Consider the following 14,880-nt stretch of genomic DNA (forward strand, 5'->3'; position numbering starts at 1 on the left):
CAAGGTGAGGGCCAGGCCCGGTCATGAAATAATGTTAAGCCAACTTAGAGCACCCTGCCCTCCGGGGCAGAAGGGTTTCTGGATCCCGCACCTCAGAGGGAGAGAGTTTCAACCTCTGGCAAAGGGTTTGGCCGATGGCAATGTAACTCATCCCCAAAGCATCTCAGGATCAGGAAGTTCAGGGATCCCTGTAGCCGACTGCCATACAACCTTCTGGCCGAGAAATTGGCTTACGCTCGCTCCTCTCTTCTAGAGAGCCAGAGGAGTTTCCTCATACGCTAGATGCGTTGTCTTAGCTAGCAGTGGCTATATGGCTATACAGTGAAGTAAGAAGTCCAAAAACTCACTCCAGGCTCAGATAAGTAAAAACTGCAGTATGAAGCTGTGCCTCCAGATCGGCCTGGTAAGAAAACCTTACTGCTGCACTTTTGAGGTGTAGTGTACTTCAACCCTGAGGGGAGCGCCCAGGTTCAAGGCACTGCCGATGCAACGGGCCAAGATTTGAATGTTAAGCCGCTGATCCGTCGATTCTAAACTTGTTGCAAGCCGACTCTTGCTTGGACCAACTACGGGTGAACGCTGTACGCTCATCTTAACAGACTCCCTATTTTGGTGAGGGCTGAACAACCAACTGACTTTCAGGTGATGTTATTGAGGAATCTCAAAGGAATACCGACCAGCAGCATCCAAGAACCTGCTCTTTGAGATTAGGATGATTTGCCCTTCTTGTGCATCGACAACCCTACGGATTTGTTAGGCAAGACACTCTTGGACTTTAAGGGATCCCACGGAAAAAGAATCTCTACTTTGCGAAACTTTGCGAAGCACTTTTGGGTAGAGATGAGGACGACCCGGAAAACTGGCTCTCGGTTCCCTGCGCACGCTCGCCAACTGCCAAGATGCTCTACCCCAAGTGGTTGGGGATCCAGCCGCATCGGGTTGCCCAGCAGAAGTGTTGCCATAGACCCGCGAGAGAGTTCTGTTGTTTGACGGGTTCGGTCTGCTGTGGCCTTCTGTTAAAGAACGGATGCTACCGCTCCATAGGTGGGCATGCTCTATTTTGGGATGAGCCCCCTTATAATGAACATTAGGAATCCAAGTGTCCCTGCTGTCCCTCCGCCTGGCTGGGTTCTCTTCACTGCATACAAGGGAACAACCGAGCCGCAAAGTCCGGGATAGCTGCTGTTGCGTTTTGAGAGGAATCCATGTCTCTAGTTTTTAACCTGGTGAAGCGTTTGCAGCTCATCCTGCTCAGCCTTGTGGTTGGGGGATTGGCTGTGGCGTTCTTGTCCAACCCTGCTGCTGCCGAGACCTACATTGTCAAAATGGGATCTGACAAGGCCCAGTTGGTCTACGATCCGCCTTCTCTCACCATCAATCAAGGGGATACCGTCCAATGGGTGAACAACAAGGTCTATCCCCACAACGTCGTCTTTGACAAGGTGCCCGGTGGAGATGCGGCTTTGGCGGCCAAACTCTCCCACAAGGCGCTGCTTACAGCTCCCAAGCAGGTTGTGGAGTCAGCTTTTGTCGATGTTCCTCCAGGTGAGTACACCTACTACTGCACGCCCCACCGTGGGGCCGGAATGGTCGGCAAGATCATCGTGAACGGCTAAATCCACACCCCAAGTGCTGAACTTCTAGGGATCCCACTTTTGGTTTTGCCTTGCTGGACAGGGATCCCTGCCTTTAGCATAAAAGTTAGCCCTCTCAGGAGTGGGAGGGCTTTTTGGTGAATGAATACGCATTCGACCGGCTTGCCCTGTACTGCACAAGTTTAGTCCACAAACGGGTTCTCTATGACCACCAGCGTTAAAGGTTACCTGCTCTTGGCCGTTTCCTGCCTCAGCGCCATTGCTGCTGTTGGCTCAATTTTCGAGTTGGCTTCTGGCGAGCCGGATTTTGGCGTCGGCCCCACCAGCATCATCTTGGTTGTCGCTGCTCCATTGGCTGTTTGGCTGTTTCAGGCTGCGGTTGGAGCGGCACGGGCCGGCAATACGGCCGGAAAGGGGAGCAAAAAGAAAAAGTGAGAAGATGGTGAGAACCCTAGGCAAATGGATATGGAGTCAGCGGGTTTGCTTCAAAGAGACTTCTGACTCCCTCTCGATTTCAGTCAGTTGGTGAAACTCCGGCAAGAGCTCCCGTTTCTGCACAGTTCCGAGAGCCGATTCCAAGCCGGCGGTAGCTAGGGTACAACTGGAGCCAGAACCATTCAGTACGGTCTCGGTGACCTGTCCGTTTTTGTCGATCCGATATTCCACTTTGATGTATTCAGGCATCCGCACTCCACTTGTTACCGAACAACAACGGGTTCTTCCCCATTCTAGTTCTTGCTTCCTTTTCCTGGGCTAGATCTGGCTGGGCTCTATGGCTTCTGCTCGTCCCCCCTTCCAGGCTGCCAAAAGGGATCCCGGGATCCGGCGAGACCTCGGCTTGGGTGTGGGGGCATTGGTGTGTGTGGTGCTGATCGGCACCCTCTGGTACCACGGGGTGGAGCAGTGGCCTTGGGTGGAAGCTTTTTACATGACCGTTATCACCCTAACCACCGTGGGCTTCATGGAGGTGGGGCCGCTGGGGGAGCGGGGGCGTTTATTTACGGTGGCCTTGATCCTGATGGGGGTCTTGAGCATTGGGTTCATGGTGAATCGCTTTACAGAGGCCCTCATCCAGGGACATTTTCAGGAAGGGATCCGGCAACGGAAATGGAAGAAACAGATGGAAGCGCTGAACAACCACTACATCATTTGCGGTTTCGGGCGCATTGGGCGGCAGGTGGCTCAAGAGTTTCGAGCAGAAGGGGTGCCATTTTTGGTGATCGATCAGTCTGCTGAGGCGATTCAGGTGGCTCAAGAGCTGGGATATGTGGCTCTCCAGGGGGATAGTACTCTGGATGCCACTTTGCTCGAAGCGCGGGTGCAACAGGCGGAGGGGCTGATTGCCGCCCTGTCTTCCGATGCCGAGAACCTCTACGTGGTCTTGTCGGCCCGCACCTTGAACCCCCGCATTCGCACCATTGCCCGCGCCAATACGGAGGAGGCTTTGCAAAAACTGCAGCGGGCGGGCGTTGCCCATGCCATTTCTCCTTACATCACGGGCGGAAAACGCATGGCGGCGGCTGCCCTGCGTCCTCGGGTTGTGGACTTTGTGGATGGCATCCTTGCCGGTCGGGATCGCACTTTCTACCTGGAGGAGTACGAGCTGGCAGCCCAAGAATGTCCTTATGTCGGGCAAACCCTACGGAAAGCCGATTTGCGCAACCGATCCGGAGCTTTAGTGGTGGCAATCCGGCGGGCCGATGGCCAGTTGATCGGTGGCCCCAGCGGAGAAACCCTGTTGCAGCCGGGGGATCTGCTGCTGTGTATGGGCACTGCAGAGCAGTTGCGCCGGCTTGGTCAGCTGCTCTATCCACGCCCGTAGCAGCCCGTTCTCCACCTGGGTAGCCTGGCTCAAATCCGCCTCAGAATACTGGGGCCATGAGAGTCGGTGCCACAGGTTTTCAAAAGTCCGTAGGTCTCGGCCAGCTCTTCGGCTTTCTCCGTCACTTCCGGGCTAGGGATCCAAATCTCCGGGTTTTTGTAGGCGTAGTAGACCTCAAGGCCATCTATTCCCAACTCCGCTGCGGCTGGGACAATTTCCTCTGCAGGCAGGCAATAGCGAAAGGGATGGGCCAACACCGCCAAGCCTCCTGCCGCTTGAATGGCCTGGATCGCGTCGGCGGCGGGCAAGCCGGGAACCTGCTCCCCTTGGGCAAAGGGATCCAGGACACCATCGGTGGGATCGAAGCCGTAGCCCAGAATATGCACTTCACAGCCCAACAGGTTGGCGGTGATCTCGATCCCCGGCCACAGGATGGGGTCGTCGGGACGATCCAGGTGGGCGCGGGCTCGCTCGTAGCCCTTCAGGGTGTGGTGATCGGTGATGGCCAGTCCCTTCAGACCGTGCCGGCGTGCTTGCTCCGCCAGATCCACGGGATCCATCTGCCCATCCGAACAACGAGTGTGTAGGTGAAAGTTGTACTGCAAGGGACAAGAACGAGGGCCAACCCCCTGTAGCACCTGCCGCAACTCCCCAGCAGAAGGCACCACGCAGGGATCCCGTTCCAAGCTGACAACCATAGCCACCCTTGGGTTCTGAAGTTTTATTAAGCATGTCCCCCCATTGTAGCCAGGGGCAAGGGTCAGTGCTATGGGTCAAAGACTACTGAGCTGGGGGCTCAGAAGCCGTGGGCCAGTACTTCCTCGGCGGCGCGAGTTCCCGCCCCTGGGGTGAAGTCGCTGTAGCCCACGGTGTGTAAAGCTGACTCCAGAGCAGCCAAGGTCATCAGCACATCGCGGTCACTCACAAAGCCCAAATGGCCAATGCGGAAGATTTTGCCCTTGAGGTGGTCTTGTCCAGCGGCAAGGGCGATGTCGAAGTGTTTCTTCAAGGTGCTGCGAAGGGTATCGGCATTGATCCCTTCGGGAGCGAGTACAGCTGTTACCGAAGGACTGGCCGCTGACTCTGGATCAACCAAGAGCTTTAGCCCCAGAGCCTTGACGCCAGCACGGGTGGCTTGGGATAACCTGGCATGACGCCGGTAAATGGCCTCCAAACCCTCTGCCCGCATCATCTGTAACGTCGTTCGCAGGGCATAAAACAGGTTCACCGCCGGTGTAAAGGGAGTGGTGCCTTGGCGCAGGGCCTTTTGCGCCAGCTTAAAGCTCCAGTAGTACTTGGGAAACCTAGAGCGCTCCGTAGCGGCCATGGCCCGCGGGCTGACGGCCACAAATCCCAGCCCTGGTGGGATCATATAGCCCTTCTGGGATCCCGAGGCCACCACATCCAAGCCCCATTCGTCCATTAACACCGGCATTGCCCCCACGCTGGTGACCCCATCCACCAGGACGAGGGCTTCCCCGTGCTCGCGGGCAGCAGCAGCAATGGCTTGGACATCGTTGGCTACGCCGCTGGAAGTCTCCGAGTGGGTGAGGATGACGGCTTTGATGGTTTTTTCCCGGTCGGCAGCCAGCTTTTCTTGGAAGATCTCGACGGGGTAAGGGATCCCCCAGGGGGTTTCCACCCGCTCACACTGAAGGCCAAACTGCTCGGACATTTCCGCCCAGCGCTCCCCAAACTTGCCGTTCACCCCCACCAAAACCCGATCCCCAGGGCTGAGGGTGTTGAGGATCCCGGCTTCCATAGCGCCGGTGCCACTGGCGGAAAAGACAAACACATCGGAGGTGGTTTGGTGCAGCCAGCGCAACCCATCGGTGACCTCTTCCAAAATGGCGGTGAACTCTTTGCTGCGGTGCTCGATGGGCCCCCGTGCCATCGCCAGCAGCGCACTCTCGGGAACGGGAGTGGGGCCGGGGATCATCAATATCAGCTTGTCTTTCATGCTTGCCCTGCTTGGGATGCAAGTGAGGTTTAAAAGGTGGCGGCCAGATTCGAACTGGCGCATAGAGGTTTTGCAGACCTCTGCCTTACCACTTGGCTACGCCACCCCATTGCTCAACTGGGCGCAGATATTGTATCCGAAAAGGGGATCCCCCTTCCAGTAACCAAAAGTAGCAGTTCCCAGCTCAGCTAGGCCTCAACCCTTTCTTCCTGCACCTTTAACAGACGGGATCCCAGCAGGCGCTGCAGCCAAGGAGCCAGAAACTTGCGGTTGGCCAACTGCTGCTGGGGATCCTGAGTTTCCAGAGGGAAGGGGGCAAGAGCCCGCAGGGCGGCAGTGGTAACACAGAACATGGCCTTTTGGAAGCTGAGGCAGATTTTCACCCGCAGGTCATCATCCCCGCGAGGCTGGCGGCGGTAGTGCTCTCGCAAGTAGGGGGGCAGGTGGCGCATCATATCCTGCATCAACAGGGTAGGCGGGATCCCAGCGCTGCCTACCGGCAGCGGATCGGCGTAGAGGGCGCCGTAGGCAAAGTCAGCCTGCTCAGCCGGGATCTGGTGGGCCTGGGCGTTGTAGGAAACCGTGCCCATAAAGGGAAAGGAGCGGAAAAACACCGCTTCCACATAGGGAATAGCCGTATCTGATAGGAAAGTCAGACCCGCCGAGAGAGGGATGATCTCGTAGCGGCGGCCCCAGATGCAGGGAGCGTAGGTGATAGGCTTGTCGGCAGCTGCCACCAACCCCTGCTGGATGTGAGCCACCACGTCGGGAATGGTGAGGTGGGGTTCTGTCTCAGAGCGCTTGGCCAGCGCCAGGAAAATATCGCTCATCACCCGCCAAAACTGGCCCAAGCCGCTGTACATAGCCAGCATGCGCACCTGTTCTAGAGCAAAGTCGGGAAACAAGATCCCCAAGCCCTGCAAGAAGGGATTGAAGCGGATTTTGGCCCGGATGGCTCTCTTGGCCCGCTCGACAAATTCAGGGGTATCCAGGTAGCGGTCTAGCCCCCCTCCCCCATGCCAGAGCATAGCCTTCATGCAGTATTCGGCAAACTCGTAGTTGATGCGGTCATGCCACAGGTAGCGCAGCCATTTGCCCAGGGTAATCTCGCCGTTGAAATACTTGAACGCCGGAAAAAGCTCCAAAAATTGGTGGTCGGCAATAAAGATCAAATTGCGCGAATAGGCATCCAGCACCTCGCCGTAGCTATGCAGGATGCCAATGACCTCTAGGCGATTGGCAGGGGCATCCGGCACAAGGGCTCCCCCTGCCTCTAGGCGCTGGACAATAGGAGCCAGTTGCAGTTGCTCCAGAGGAGATAAGCCGGCCAGAAAGAAGCAGGAAGGAGCAGGAGCAAGAGTGGCAGTCATGGGAGCAAAAGAAACTCCGTCGATCTCATCAAATCATCAAAAGGAAGACAACCCAAACTGAAAGGCAGTGACCAGTCCTGCAACACCAGCTAGGTTAGCCTTGGCCAAGGCCAAGGTGGTGGACTCCACCCAGCGGGTTGCCCAGCTAGGCTGCAGGCCCAGTAACACCACCAGCGTTGCCAAAACAACAGCAGGCAGGCGCTCTTCAGTGGCGTGGCGTTGCATGGCTATGGCCACTTGCGAGAGGCGCCCAAAAAAGACACGGTTCACCATCAGCAGAAAATAGGCCGCCGTCAATCCCGTCCCCACCATGCACAGGAGCGTTTGCAGGGGAAAGACGGCAAAGCTGCCCCGAAAGAGGGTGAACTCAGCTATAAAGCCCACCATGCCCGGTGTGCCGCCACTGGCCATCACCCCTAGCACCATCAAGCTGCCAATAAGCGGTAAGCCCCGCTCCGGGTTGAGCAATCCCCGCAGCAGCTTGAGATCCCGTGTGCCGGTGTTGGCATAGACGGCTCCCACCAGAAGAAACAGCAGCGAGGAGATGAGGCCATGGCTGACCATCTGGAAGACGGATCCCACCAGGGAGAGGGGAGTGGCTGCTGCTACAGCCAAGAGGATGTAGCCCATGTGGGCAATGGAGCTGTAGGCCACCAGCTTTTTCATATCCTGCTGCACCAAGGCGTTCAGGGATCCATAGAGCACGTTAACCACCGCCCAACCGGCCAGCCAAGGCCCGGCTTGATCCCAGGCATCCGGCAAGAGCTGCAGGCCAAAGCGCACCAGGCCGTAGGTGCCCAACTTCAAAAGCAAACCCGCCAGCAACACGGAAATGGGGGTGGAAGCCTCCACATGGGCATCCGGCAACCAGGTGTGGAAGGGCACCAAGGGGATCTTGATGGCCAGGCCCAGCAGAATGGGAATGAGCAAAAGGATCTGCGACAGCCGAGGTAAAGGGTGGGCCTGCAGGACGGTGTAGGTAAAGCTGTGGGCATCGCTCAGCCAACTGAGGCCGAAAAAGCCAATCAAGAGGAGGATCCCCGACAGAGCGGTGTAAACCAAAAACTTGGTGGCGGCATAGGTGCGGCGCGGCCCTCCCCAGATGGCGATGAGCAAATACAGGGGGATCAGCTCCACTTCATAGAACAGGAAAAACAGCAGCAAATTCTGAGCCAAAAAAGCTCCGGCCACCGCTGCCGCCAGCATAAGCACCAAGCTGTAGTAGAGGCGGGGCCGCTCCACCTGGCCACTGGCCCAAATGGCCATCAGCACCAGCAGCCCGGTCATCACCACCAAAGGCAGAGAGATCCCATCCACTCCCACCTCATAAACCAAGCCCAACTGGGGGATCCAGGCCATCCTTTCCGCCAATTGCAGGGATCCAAGGTGGGGGTCAAAGATCAGCAACAGCCCCGCGCTCAGGCCAAACAAAACCCACCCAAACCCCAAGGCCAAAGCCCGGTGCAAGCCCTTCCCCGCCTGCTCGGGAATCAACCCAATCAAGATGCTCCCCAACAACGGGATCCCAATCAAAAGGCTCAACATGGCTCTCTCCCATCAATAGGCCAACCCCAAATGGGGCGAACGCAGTAGCCAAGCTGTAACCAACACCATCCCGATGACAATCACCAGCACATAGAGTTGCATCCGCCCCGACAGGGTGTACTTGAGGGCTTCGCCGCTGAAGAAAAAGGCCAGGCTCACCCCGTTCACCAAGCCGTCCACTCCGTTGCGATCCAGCCACTCCAATCCGCGGGAGAGGGCGCTGACCGGTTGCACCACCAGGGCTTGGTAGAGGTGCCCCGTGTAAAAGTCGTGGGCCAGCAGATCCTGCAACTCCGGCCAGGGCAGATATACCCTCCGTTGGTCCCCCCAGTACAGCCAGCCGCCAATGGCTGCCCCCACCAGCCCAGCAGCCGTCAGCAGAGCCGCCATCCACCTCAGCTGCGGGTTCCAGTCGGGATAGAGCCCCCAGCGCCCCAACAGCCAGGGCATGAGCAAGGTTTGCACCGTCAGGATGCCCATGGGCAGAGCCATCAGCCAGCCCACCTCAGGGGCCCGGCGGGTTTTGGGTTGCGGGGATCCCAAAAAGACCAGGCCAAACACCCGCGCCAGGTTGAGAGCCGTCAGCCCATTCACCAGCAGCAGCACCCCCACCAGGGCCGGCTGCACCCCGCTGTAGACCAGCGCCAGGCGGGTCAGCGTCCAAAAGCACCCTAGGGGCAGCAGAGCCACCATCCCCAGGGATCCCACCGCAAAGGCGGCAACTGTGGCCGGCATACGGCTGCGCAACCCTCCCAATTCCGTCAGGTTTTGGGTAGCGGTGGTGTAGATGAGGGATCCCACCCCCATAAACAGCAGCGCCTTAGCCAGGCCGTGCATGAGCAGCAACTCCAGGGCCAGCTCCGGCTGCTGCATTCCCACTGCCACAAACACCAACCCCAAGTAGGCACTCGTGGAGTAGGAGAAGGTGCGTTTGATATCGATTTGCGCCAAGGCCACCAGGGATCCGCCCAGGGCTGTGATCGTGCCGATGGCCACCAAGACCCCATTCGTAATCGGCGACAGGGCCAGTAGCGGTTGCAGCTTAATCAGCACAAAAGCCCCGCAGGCCACCACTGCCGAATTGCGCAAAATCGAAGCCGGGTTGGGCGCTTCCATCGCCTCATCCAGCCACAGGTGCAGCGGAAACTGGGCGCATTTCCCCAAAGGCCCTGCAATCAAAGCCAACCCCATCAAAGCCGCCCAGGCCGGATCCAAGCTAGTCGTAGCCGCCCAGTCCCGCAGGCCGGAAAAGGTCAAGGCCCCAGAAAAGTTGGAAATTGCCACCACCCCCATCAGCAGCAACAGATCCCCTACCCGCTTGGTTAAAAACGCATCCCGCGCCGCCGTCACCACCAGAGGCTGGGCGTACCAAAAGCCCACCAGCAAATAGGTGGAAAGGGTGAGCATCTCCAGCAGGGCATAGCTGAAAAACAGCGAGTCGCTGAGGGCGATCCCTGTCATTCCCCCCTCGAAAAAGCCCATCAGGGCGGCAAAGCGACCCAGGCCCCAGTCCTTATCCAAATACCCCAGCGCATAGATCTGGGCCAGCAGGCTCAAACCGCTGATCCAGACGACGGCCCCCATTGTCAGGGGCGAGATCTCCAAAGACAGAGTCAAATCCAAATCGGCCACCCGAAACCAGGGGTAGTTCAGGATCTGGGGATCCCGACCCCAAACCTGCCGCAACAGCCAAAGGCCATGGGCAAAGGCGGCAAAAGTCAGAAGGATGTTGAGGTAAGCTGCCGGGCGCGGGCCACTGCCCTTGACCCACCCCGTTGCCCAGGGAATGGCCAAAGCTGTTCCCGCCCACCCATAGCAAGGGATCCACCAACTGCTCTCCAACCCCAAAAGAAGGTTCAAGGCCATCAAATACTTATACTTAAAAACGGAAAACTAAACTTAACAGCAATAAGTCGGGCCTTTTAACGACCTGCTCCCCATTTCACAATATATTTCACAATGTGTCTGGCTCACAATGTGTCTGGCTCGAACGGTTCCAAAACCGGGCCGGCTGGCCGGAGCCAATCTCGAAGTTGAGCGGCAATGCGCCGGGCGGCCCCTGGGGATCCCATGCGGCGGCGTCCATGGGCCCGCAACTCAGCCGCGTAGTTGGGATCGGCGGCCAGGCGTTCCAGAATCCGGCCAACCACGGCGGGAGCCTGCTCCACTGAGGTCAGGTGGACGGCGGATCCCAAAAGACGAGTCTGTGCTTCGGCAAAGCGCGGGGTAAACTGCGGTCCCTCTCCCGGCAGGGTCACCACCGGTTTTCCCAAGCCCACACATTGCTCGGTGGCCGTTCCCGCCATGGCCAGCACCACCGTTGCTCGTTGGGCACAGGCGCCGAAGTCCCCCCAAACCAGAAGCACATCGCTGCGCTGAGATGGGATCCGAGCCTGAAGCGGGTCTCGCTCCAGGTTGGGGCTGAGGGCAGCATAGACTTGCAGCTCCGTTGGGAGCCGCTCCACCACCTGCATCATCAGGGCCCAGTTGCGATAGGCTTCCGGCGGACGGGATCCGGGCAAGAGCAGCAAGGCCGGCCGGTGGGGATCCAAAGGCAATGTCCCGCGTGGCTCTAGGCCATCCATCATCGGGTTGCCCAGGTAAAAGGCCCTTAGGCCCCGTTTTTGCAAAGCTGTAGCCGTCAGCTCATCCCGCAAAAAAGAACCCAGGCAGCGCTTGTGGGCCATCAGCCAGCGCTCCCAGGGCAGGTAATCGGAAATCGGCTGCCCAAAAGGGATCCAGGGGCGTCGGTAGGGCCCCCCTTCATCCCGCCAGTAATAGTCCGACTTGGCCGTGCCCACAAAGGCGTAGGGGATCCCGCTCCACCATGCCATCAGCAAGGGCACAATATCCCCCACGGCCAGCACCAGGTTCCTCTGGGCTGCTGCCCGCCGAACCAACGCCAATTGCCGCCCCGTCAGCCCCAGCAAACCGGCCCGCAAATCCCGCCACAACTGCCGCCAATCCTGATAAATAAACCCCCCCGACGGCATCACCTGGGCAATGGGCAGCAGGGGGATCCCTTGGCGTTGGTAGGCTGTCCCTTCTCCCACAATCGGCAAGGCTTGCACCGGGATCCCCAGTTGGACTAGGGCAACAGCAAGGCGACTGCCCACCTCATCTTCCCCGTGTCCATTGCTCAGACACAGCACCTGCGGTGGATTCGTTGGATTCCATTGGGTTTCCACAGCTTGCCGTAGGCGCAATCTGGGCTGAATCAAGAGGGATCCCCCAGCTCACCAGAAATCTCCTCATAGAATAGAGCCAATCCAAGAGGGGAACCCGGGAGATGATCCGAAATGAGCGACAACGAGCCGAGCTTATTGCAGCGGTAGAAGCCCTTCAGCTGGAAGGCCCCTACTTTATAGAAGAGCGCCTCGCCCGCCATCGCGGCCCTTTCTTGCGGGCAGTGAAAGATGTGCCTGTAGGGGGAACTTGGTGGGAGATCCGCTATTTTCCCGCCTGTGAGCGCTACGCTTGGGCCTACCTTCCGGAAGGGGCTGGCCCACGGGCTTTTGCCTGGGGACACACACCACAGCAAGCCTTTCTCAACGCCTTATGGCATCACCCTCTTTCTCCTCAGGGCCAAGGACAGCCTCAGGGAAACCATTCCGATTTACAGTGAATTGACTACTCTCCACCCTACTGACTTGCTTCCGGCTAAGGGTAGGACGGGGCTTTAGGCACATTTTTTTGGTAAAAATTAAGCAACTCTCTTCCCACGTATAGGGAACATGAAACCCCAGGCCGTCGCCCGTATTCTGGATGCCAACCTCGATCGAGCTCGTGAAGGACTACGGGTATTGGAAGAATGGTTTCGTTTCGGCCTGGAAGAGGGAGAGCTCTCTGCCGAATGCAAGGCCATGCGCCAAGCCCTAGCCCGCTGGCACAGCGATCCCCTGCGTTTGGCCCGCGATACCCCCGCCGATCCAGGCACCCAGATCTCCCACCCCCAAGAGGAGCAACGGCGGGATCTCCGCCACCTCTTGCAAGCCAATTGCAGCCGTGTGCAAGAAGCCCTGCGGGTGTTAGAAGAATACGGCAAGTTGGCCGAATCCCACCACTGGGTGGCCCCTGGCCTGGCCAAGCTGGCCAAAGACATGCGCTATCGGCTCTACGTCTTGGAAAGTGAACTGCTGGGCGGATCCCTGCGGCAGCGTCTCCTGGCAGCCCATCTTTATTTGGTGACCAGCCCTGTGCCCCACTGGCTAGAGGTGGTGGAAAAATCCCTGCGGGGCGGGGTGACCCTGGTGCAGTATCGCCGCAAAAACCTCCCCGACGGCGAGATGCTGCGGGATCTCAAACAGCTGCGGCAGCTGTGCGACCGCTACCAGGCGCTGATGATCGTCAACGACCGGGTGGACTTGGCTCTGGTCAGCCAGGCTGATGGGGTTCACCTGGGCCAGACGGATCTGCCGGTCGCCCAAGCTCGGCACCTCCTGGGATCCCAGCGGCTCATTGGCCTGTCCACCACCAACGCCGAAGAGCTGGCCCAAGCCCTGAACAGCGACGTGGACTACATTGGCGTCGGCCCCGTTTACCCCACCCCCACCAAAGCGGAGAAACCCCCTGCCGGCCTGGAGTACGTGCGCCTGGCTGCCGAGAAAGCCCACCTGCCCTGGTTTGCCATCGGCGGCATCGATCCCCACAACCTACCCGAGGTGCGTCGAGCTGGGGCCACCCGTGTAGCTGTGGTGCGGGCTTTGATGGAAGCTGCCGATCCCACCCAGACAGCCCGCACCATGCTGGCCGAACTGCAAGGGATCCCTGCCCTATCCTAAAGATCAACCGTGAAGCTCAACCGTGAGCATTTTGCTGCTTATTGGCTGTTCCAATCCAAATGGTTTCTGAACAAGTGAGAGGAAGATGAAGTAAGGATGTTCTAAACTCCAGAGGCGATGACAGAAGCCGCAAGAAAAACAAATCCAGACAGCAGGGATCCTGCCCTGGTCGAGATCCCGGCGGAGCTGCAAGCAGGGCTGGTGACAGAGCTGGATTTGATGATCCGGGCCCGCTACCCCCTGGTTTACTTGGTCTCTCCAGAAGAAGAGCCTGCCGATGCCGTGCTAACCCAAGTAGCCAGACGGACAGACCCACCGCGGCAATTGTTGTTCTGGGACTTGGTGCGGGGCTGGCAAGATACAGGCGAGGATCGGGGCTCCATCATGGCAGCTCTGGGGCGGGTGTGGCGCTCTGCCCCCAACGAGGACACCCTGTTTGTGCTGCGGGATCTGCACTTTGTGTTGCGCAACGCCAGCAGCGACAAAAACGCTCCCATCATCCGGGAGCTGAAAAACCTCAGCCGCGAGCTCAAGCGCACCCGCAAGATGCTGATCCTGCTCAGCCACACCCTGGAAGTGCCCAGCGACCTGACGGAGGAGATCACCGTCGTCGATATTCCCTTGCCCAATAGCGAAGAGATCAGCCGCCTCATCCAGCTCTACGTGGCCCCAGATAAACTCAAGCTCACCCCTCTGGCCCGCGAGCAACTGGTCAAAGCTTGTCAGGGACTGAGCCGAGAACGTATTCGCCGCGTTTTGGCCCGCGCTTTGGCCGCCAAGCAGGAGGTCAATGAAGCCGATATCGACCTGGTGCTAGAGGAAAAAAAGCAGGCCATCCGCCAAACCGGCATCCTGGAGTTTTTCACCGCCCGCGAGACCCTCAAAAGCGTGGGGGGCCTAGATAATCTCAAGGCCTGGGTGCGGGTGCGCCAGGAAGCCTTTACCGAAGAGGCGCGGCGCTATGGCCTGCCCAACCCCAAAGGCGTGCTGCTGGTCGGGATCCAGGGCACCGGCAAATCCCTCTCCGCCAAGACCATCGCCAATGAGTGGCGGCTGCCCCTGCTGAGATTGGATGCCGGGCGGCTGTTTGCCGGCATCGTCGGCGAGTCGGAAAGCCGGGTGCGGCAGATGATCCAACTGGCAGAGGCGATGGCCCCCTGCGTGCTTTGGATCGACGAGATCGACAAAGCCTTTGGCAACATCACCAGCAGTGCCGATGGAGATTCTGGTACCAGCCGCCGGGTGTTTGGCAGCCTGATTACCTGGATGCAGGAGAAGACCAGCCCCGTTTTCATTGTGGCCACTGCCAACAACGTGCCGCTGCTGCCGCCAGAGCTGTTGCGCAAGGGCCGCTTTGACGAGATTTTCTTCTTGAACCTGCCCACCCAGGCTGAGCGCAAAGAGATCTTCCGGGTGCATTTGCAGCGGTTGCGCCCCAGCCGCCTGCGGGAGTTCGACCTGGAAGCTTTGGCAGCCGCAGCTCAGGATTTCAGCGGGGCCGAGATCGAGCAAGCCATTGTAGATGCCATGTACAACGCCTTTGGGGGCAGTGGCAGCGGCGCCCGGCGGGACTTTACCCAAGAGGATATCCTGCAGGCCATCCGCGAAACCGTGCCTTTGGCCTCGATTGCCCGCGACCAAATCGAGAGTCTTAAGTGCTGGGCTGCTCAAGCGGGCGCGAGAACGGCCTCTCAAGATGCCCAGGTGCTGCAGGAGATGAAGCAGTGTTTTGCCTCTTCTTGAGATTCAGAATGGGTGAAATCCACCTCCCAGCCCAAATAAGGCGGCTAGTATGCCAATACCCACA

At 58.7% G+C, this 14,880-nt stretch carries 13 protein-coding genes and 1 tRNA gene; 6 read left to right on the forward strand and 8 right to left on the reverse strand.

Features of this window, described 5'->3' with window-relative positions; translation table 11 throughout:
- The first annotated feature begins 1,205 nt into the window (after positions 1-1,205).
- Both petE and ACVWZF_RS00170 read left to right on the forward strand, forming a co-directional pair.
- Entirely contained in the window at positions 1,206-1,616 is a 411-nt protein-coding gene (gene petE, locus ACVWZF_RS00165; protein WP_011433401.1) for a plastocyanin, read from the forward strand.
- A gap of 183 nt (positions 1,617-1,799) precedes the next feature.
- Positions 1,800-2,030, forward strand: coding sequence for a hypothetical protein (locus tag ACVWZF_RS00170; protein ID WP_011433402.1), 231 nt, complete (start codon positions 1,800-1,802; stop codon positions 2,028-2,030).
- A 36-nt stretch (positions 2,031-2,066) separates the two neighbouring features.
- Here ACVWZF_RS00170 and ACVWZF_RS00175 read toward each other — a convergent pair whose 3' ends face one another.
- On the reverse strand, positions 2,067-2,279 hold the full coding sequence (locus ACVWZF_RS00175; RefSeq protein WP_011433403.1) for a DUF2997 domain-containing protein: 213 nt from the start codon (positions 2,277-2,279) through the stop codon (positions 2,067-2,069).
- 88 nt (positions 2,280-2,367) lie between these two features.
- Here ACVWZF_RS00175 and ACVWZF_RS00180 point away from each other — a divergent pair, with 88 nt between their 5' ends.
- Positions 2,368-3,417, forward strand: a complete 1,050-nt coding sequence (locus ACVWZF_RS00180; RefSeq protein ID WP_011433404.1) for a potassium channel family protein — start codon at positions 2,368-2,370, stop codon at positions 3,415-3,417.
- 29 nt (positions 3,418-3,446) lie between these two features.
- Here the strand turns inward: ACVWZF_RS00180 and ACVWZF_RS00185 are convergent, their stop codons facing one another.
- From ACVWZF_RS00185 to ACVWZF_RS00215, 7 genes are all read right to left on the reverse strand, one after another.
- A complete protein-coding gene (locus ACVWZF_RS00185) occupies positions 3,447-4,115 on the reverse strand; it encodes a PHP domain-containing protein (RefSeq protein WP_011433405.1) in 669 nt (222 codons plus the stop codon).
- A gap of 98 nt (positions 4,116-4,213) precedes the next feature.
- Positions 4,214-5,377 (reverse strand): pyridoxal-phosphate-dependent aminotransferase family protein, encoded by a 1,164-nt coding sequence (locus ACVWZF_RS00190; RefSeq protein WP_011433406.1) that lies wholly within the window; start codon positions 5,375-5,377, stop codon positions 4,214-4,216.
- Positions 5,378-5,411: 34 nt separating this feature from the next.
- Positions 5,412-5,483 (reverse strand) — tRNA-Cys (locus ACVWZF_RS00195).
- Positions 5,484-5,565: 82 nt separating this feature from the next.
- Positions 5,566-6,747, reverse strand: coding sequence for a CO2 hydration protein (locus tag ACVWZF_RS00200; RefSeq protein WP_011433407.1), 1,182 nt, complete (start codon positions 6,745-6,747; stop codon positions 5,566-5,568).
- A gap of 36 nt (positions 6,748-6,783) precedes the next feature.
- Entirely contained in the window at positions 6,784-8,292 is a 1,509-nt protein-coding gene (locus tag ACVWZF_RS00205) for an NADH-quinone oxidoreductase subunit M (protein WP_011433408.1), read from the reverse strand.
- Positions 8,293-8,304: 12 nt separating this feature from the next.
- Positions 8,305-10,158 (reverse strand): NAD(P)H-quinone oxidoreductase subunit F, encoded by a 1,854-nt coding sequence (locus ACVWZF_RS00210; protein ID WP_041436592.1) that lies wholly within the window; start codon positions 10,156-10,158, stop codon positions 8,305-8,307.
- A 104-nt stretch (positions 10,159-10,262) separates the two neighbouring features.
- On the reverse strand, positions 10,263-11,480 hold the full coding sequence (locus tag ACVWZF_RS00215) for a lipid-A-disaccharide synthase-related protein (RefSeq protein ID WP_457394352.1): 1,218 nt from the start codon (positions 11,478-11,480) through the stop codon (positions 10,263-10,265).
- 101 nt (positions 11,481-11,581) lie between these two features.
- Here ACVWZF_RS00215 and ACVWZF_RS00220 point away from each other — a divergent pair, with 101 nt between their 5' ends.
- From ACVWZF_RS00220 to ACVWZF_RS00230, 3 genes are all read left to right on the forward strand, one after another.
- Positions 11,582-11,917 carry a hypothetical protein gene (locus ACVWZF_RS00220; protein ID WP_011433411.1) on the forward strand — a complete coding sequence of 112 codons (336 nt, stop codon included), beginning with the start codon at positions 11,582-11,584 and terminating at the stop codon, positions 11,915-11,917.
- 109 nt (positions 11,918-12,026) lie between these two features.
- Positions 12,027-13,073, forward strand: a complete 1,047-nt coding sequence (locus ACVWZF_RS00225) for a thiamine phosphate synthase (RefSeq protein ID WP_414350712.1) — start codon at positions 12,027-12,029, stop codon at positions 13,071-13,073.
- 219 nt (positions 13,074-13,292) lie between these two features.
- Positions 13,293-14,816 carry an AAA family ATPase gene (locus ACVWZF_RS00230; protein ID WP_414373801.1) on the forward strand — a complete coding sequence of 508 codons (1,524 nt, stop codon included), beginning with the start codon at positions 13,293-13,295 and terminating at the stop codon, positions 14,814-14,816.
- Positions 14,817-14,880 lie beyond the last annotated feature (64 nt).

This window comes from Thermostichus sp. OS-CIW-30, assembly GCF_054060215.1.

Bases quoted from the DNA above. Each gene is read 5' to 3' on its own strand.
- petE (WP_011433401.1), top strand. From the start codon at position 1,206: ATGTCTCTAGTTTTTAACCTGGTGAAGCGTTTGCAGCTCATCCTGCTC.
- ACVWZF_RS00170 (WP_011433402.1), top strand. From the start codon at position 1,800: ATGACCACCAGCGTTAAAGGTTACCTGCTCTTGGCCGTTTCCTGCCTC.
- ACVWZF_RS00175 (WP_011433403.1), bottom strand. From the start codon at position 2,279: ATGCCTGAATACATCAAAGTGGAATATCGGATCGACAAAAACGGACAG.
- ACVWZF_RS00180 (WP_011433404.1), top strand. From the start codon at position 2,368: ATGGCTTCTGCTCGTCCCCCCTTCCAGGCTGCCAAAAGGGATCCCGGG.
- ACVWZF_RS00185 (WP_011433405.1), bottom strand. From the start codon at position 4,115: ATGGTTGTCAGCTTGGAACGGGATCCCTGCGTGGTGCCTTCTGCTGGG.
- ACVWZF_RS00190 (WP_011433406.1), bottom strand. From the start codon at position 5,377: ATGAAAGACAAGCTGATATTGATGATCCCCGGCCCCACTCCCGTTCCC.
- ACVWZF_RS00200 (WP_011433407.1), bottom strand. From the start codon at position 6,747: ATGACTGCCACTCTTGCTCCTGCTCCTTCCTGCTTCTTTCTGGCCGGC.
- ACVWZF_RS00205 (WP_011433408.1), bottom strand. From the start codon at position 8,292: ATGTTGAGCCTTTTGATTGGGATCCCGTTGTTGGGGAGCATCTTGATT.
- ACVWZF_RS00210 (WP_041436592.1), bottom strand. From the start codon at position 10,158: ATGGCCTTGAACCTTCTTTTGGGGTTGGAGAGCAGTTGGTGGATCCCT.
- ACVWZF_RS00220 (WP_011433411.1), top strand. From the start codon at position 11,582: ATGATCCGAAATGAGCGACAACGAGCCGAGCTTATTGCAGCGGTAGAA.
- ACVWZF_RS00225 (WP_414350712.1), top strand. From the start codon at position 12,027: ATGAAACCCCAGGCCGTCGCCCGTATTCTGGATGCCAACCTCGATCGA.
- ACVWZF_RS00230 (WP_414373801.1), top strand. From the start codon at position 13,293: ATGATCCGGGCCCGCTACCCCCTGGTTTACTTGGTCTCTCCAGAAGAA.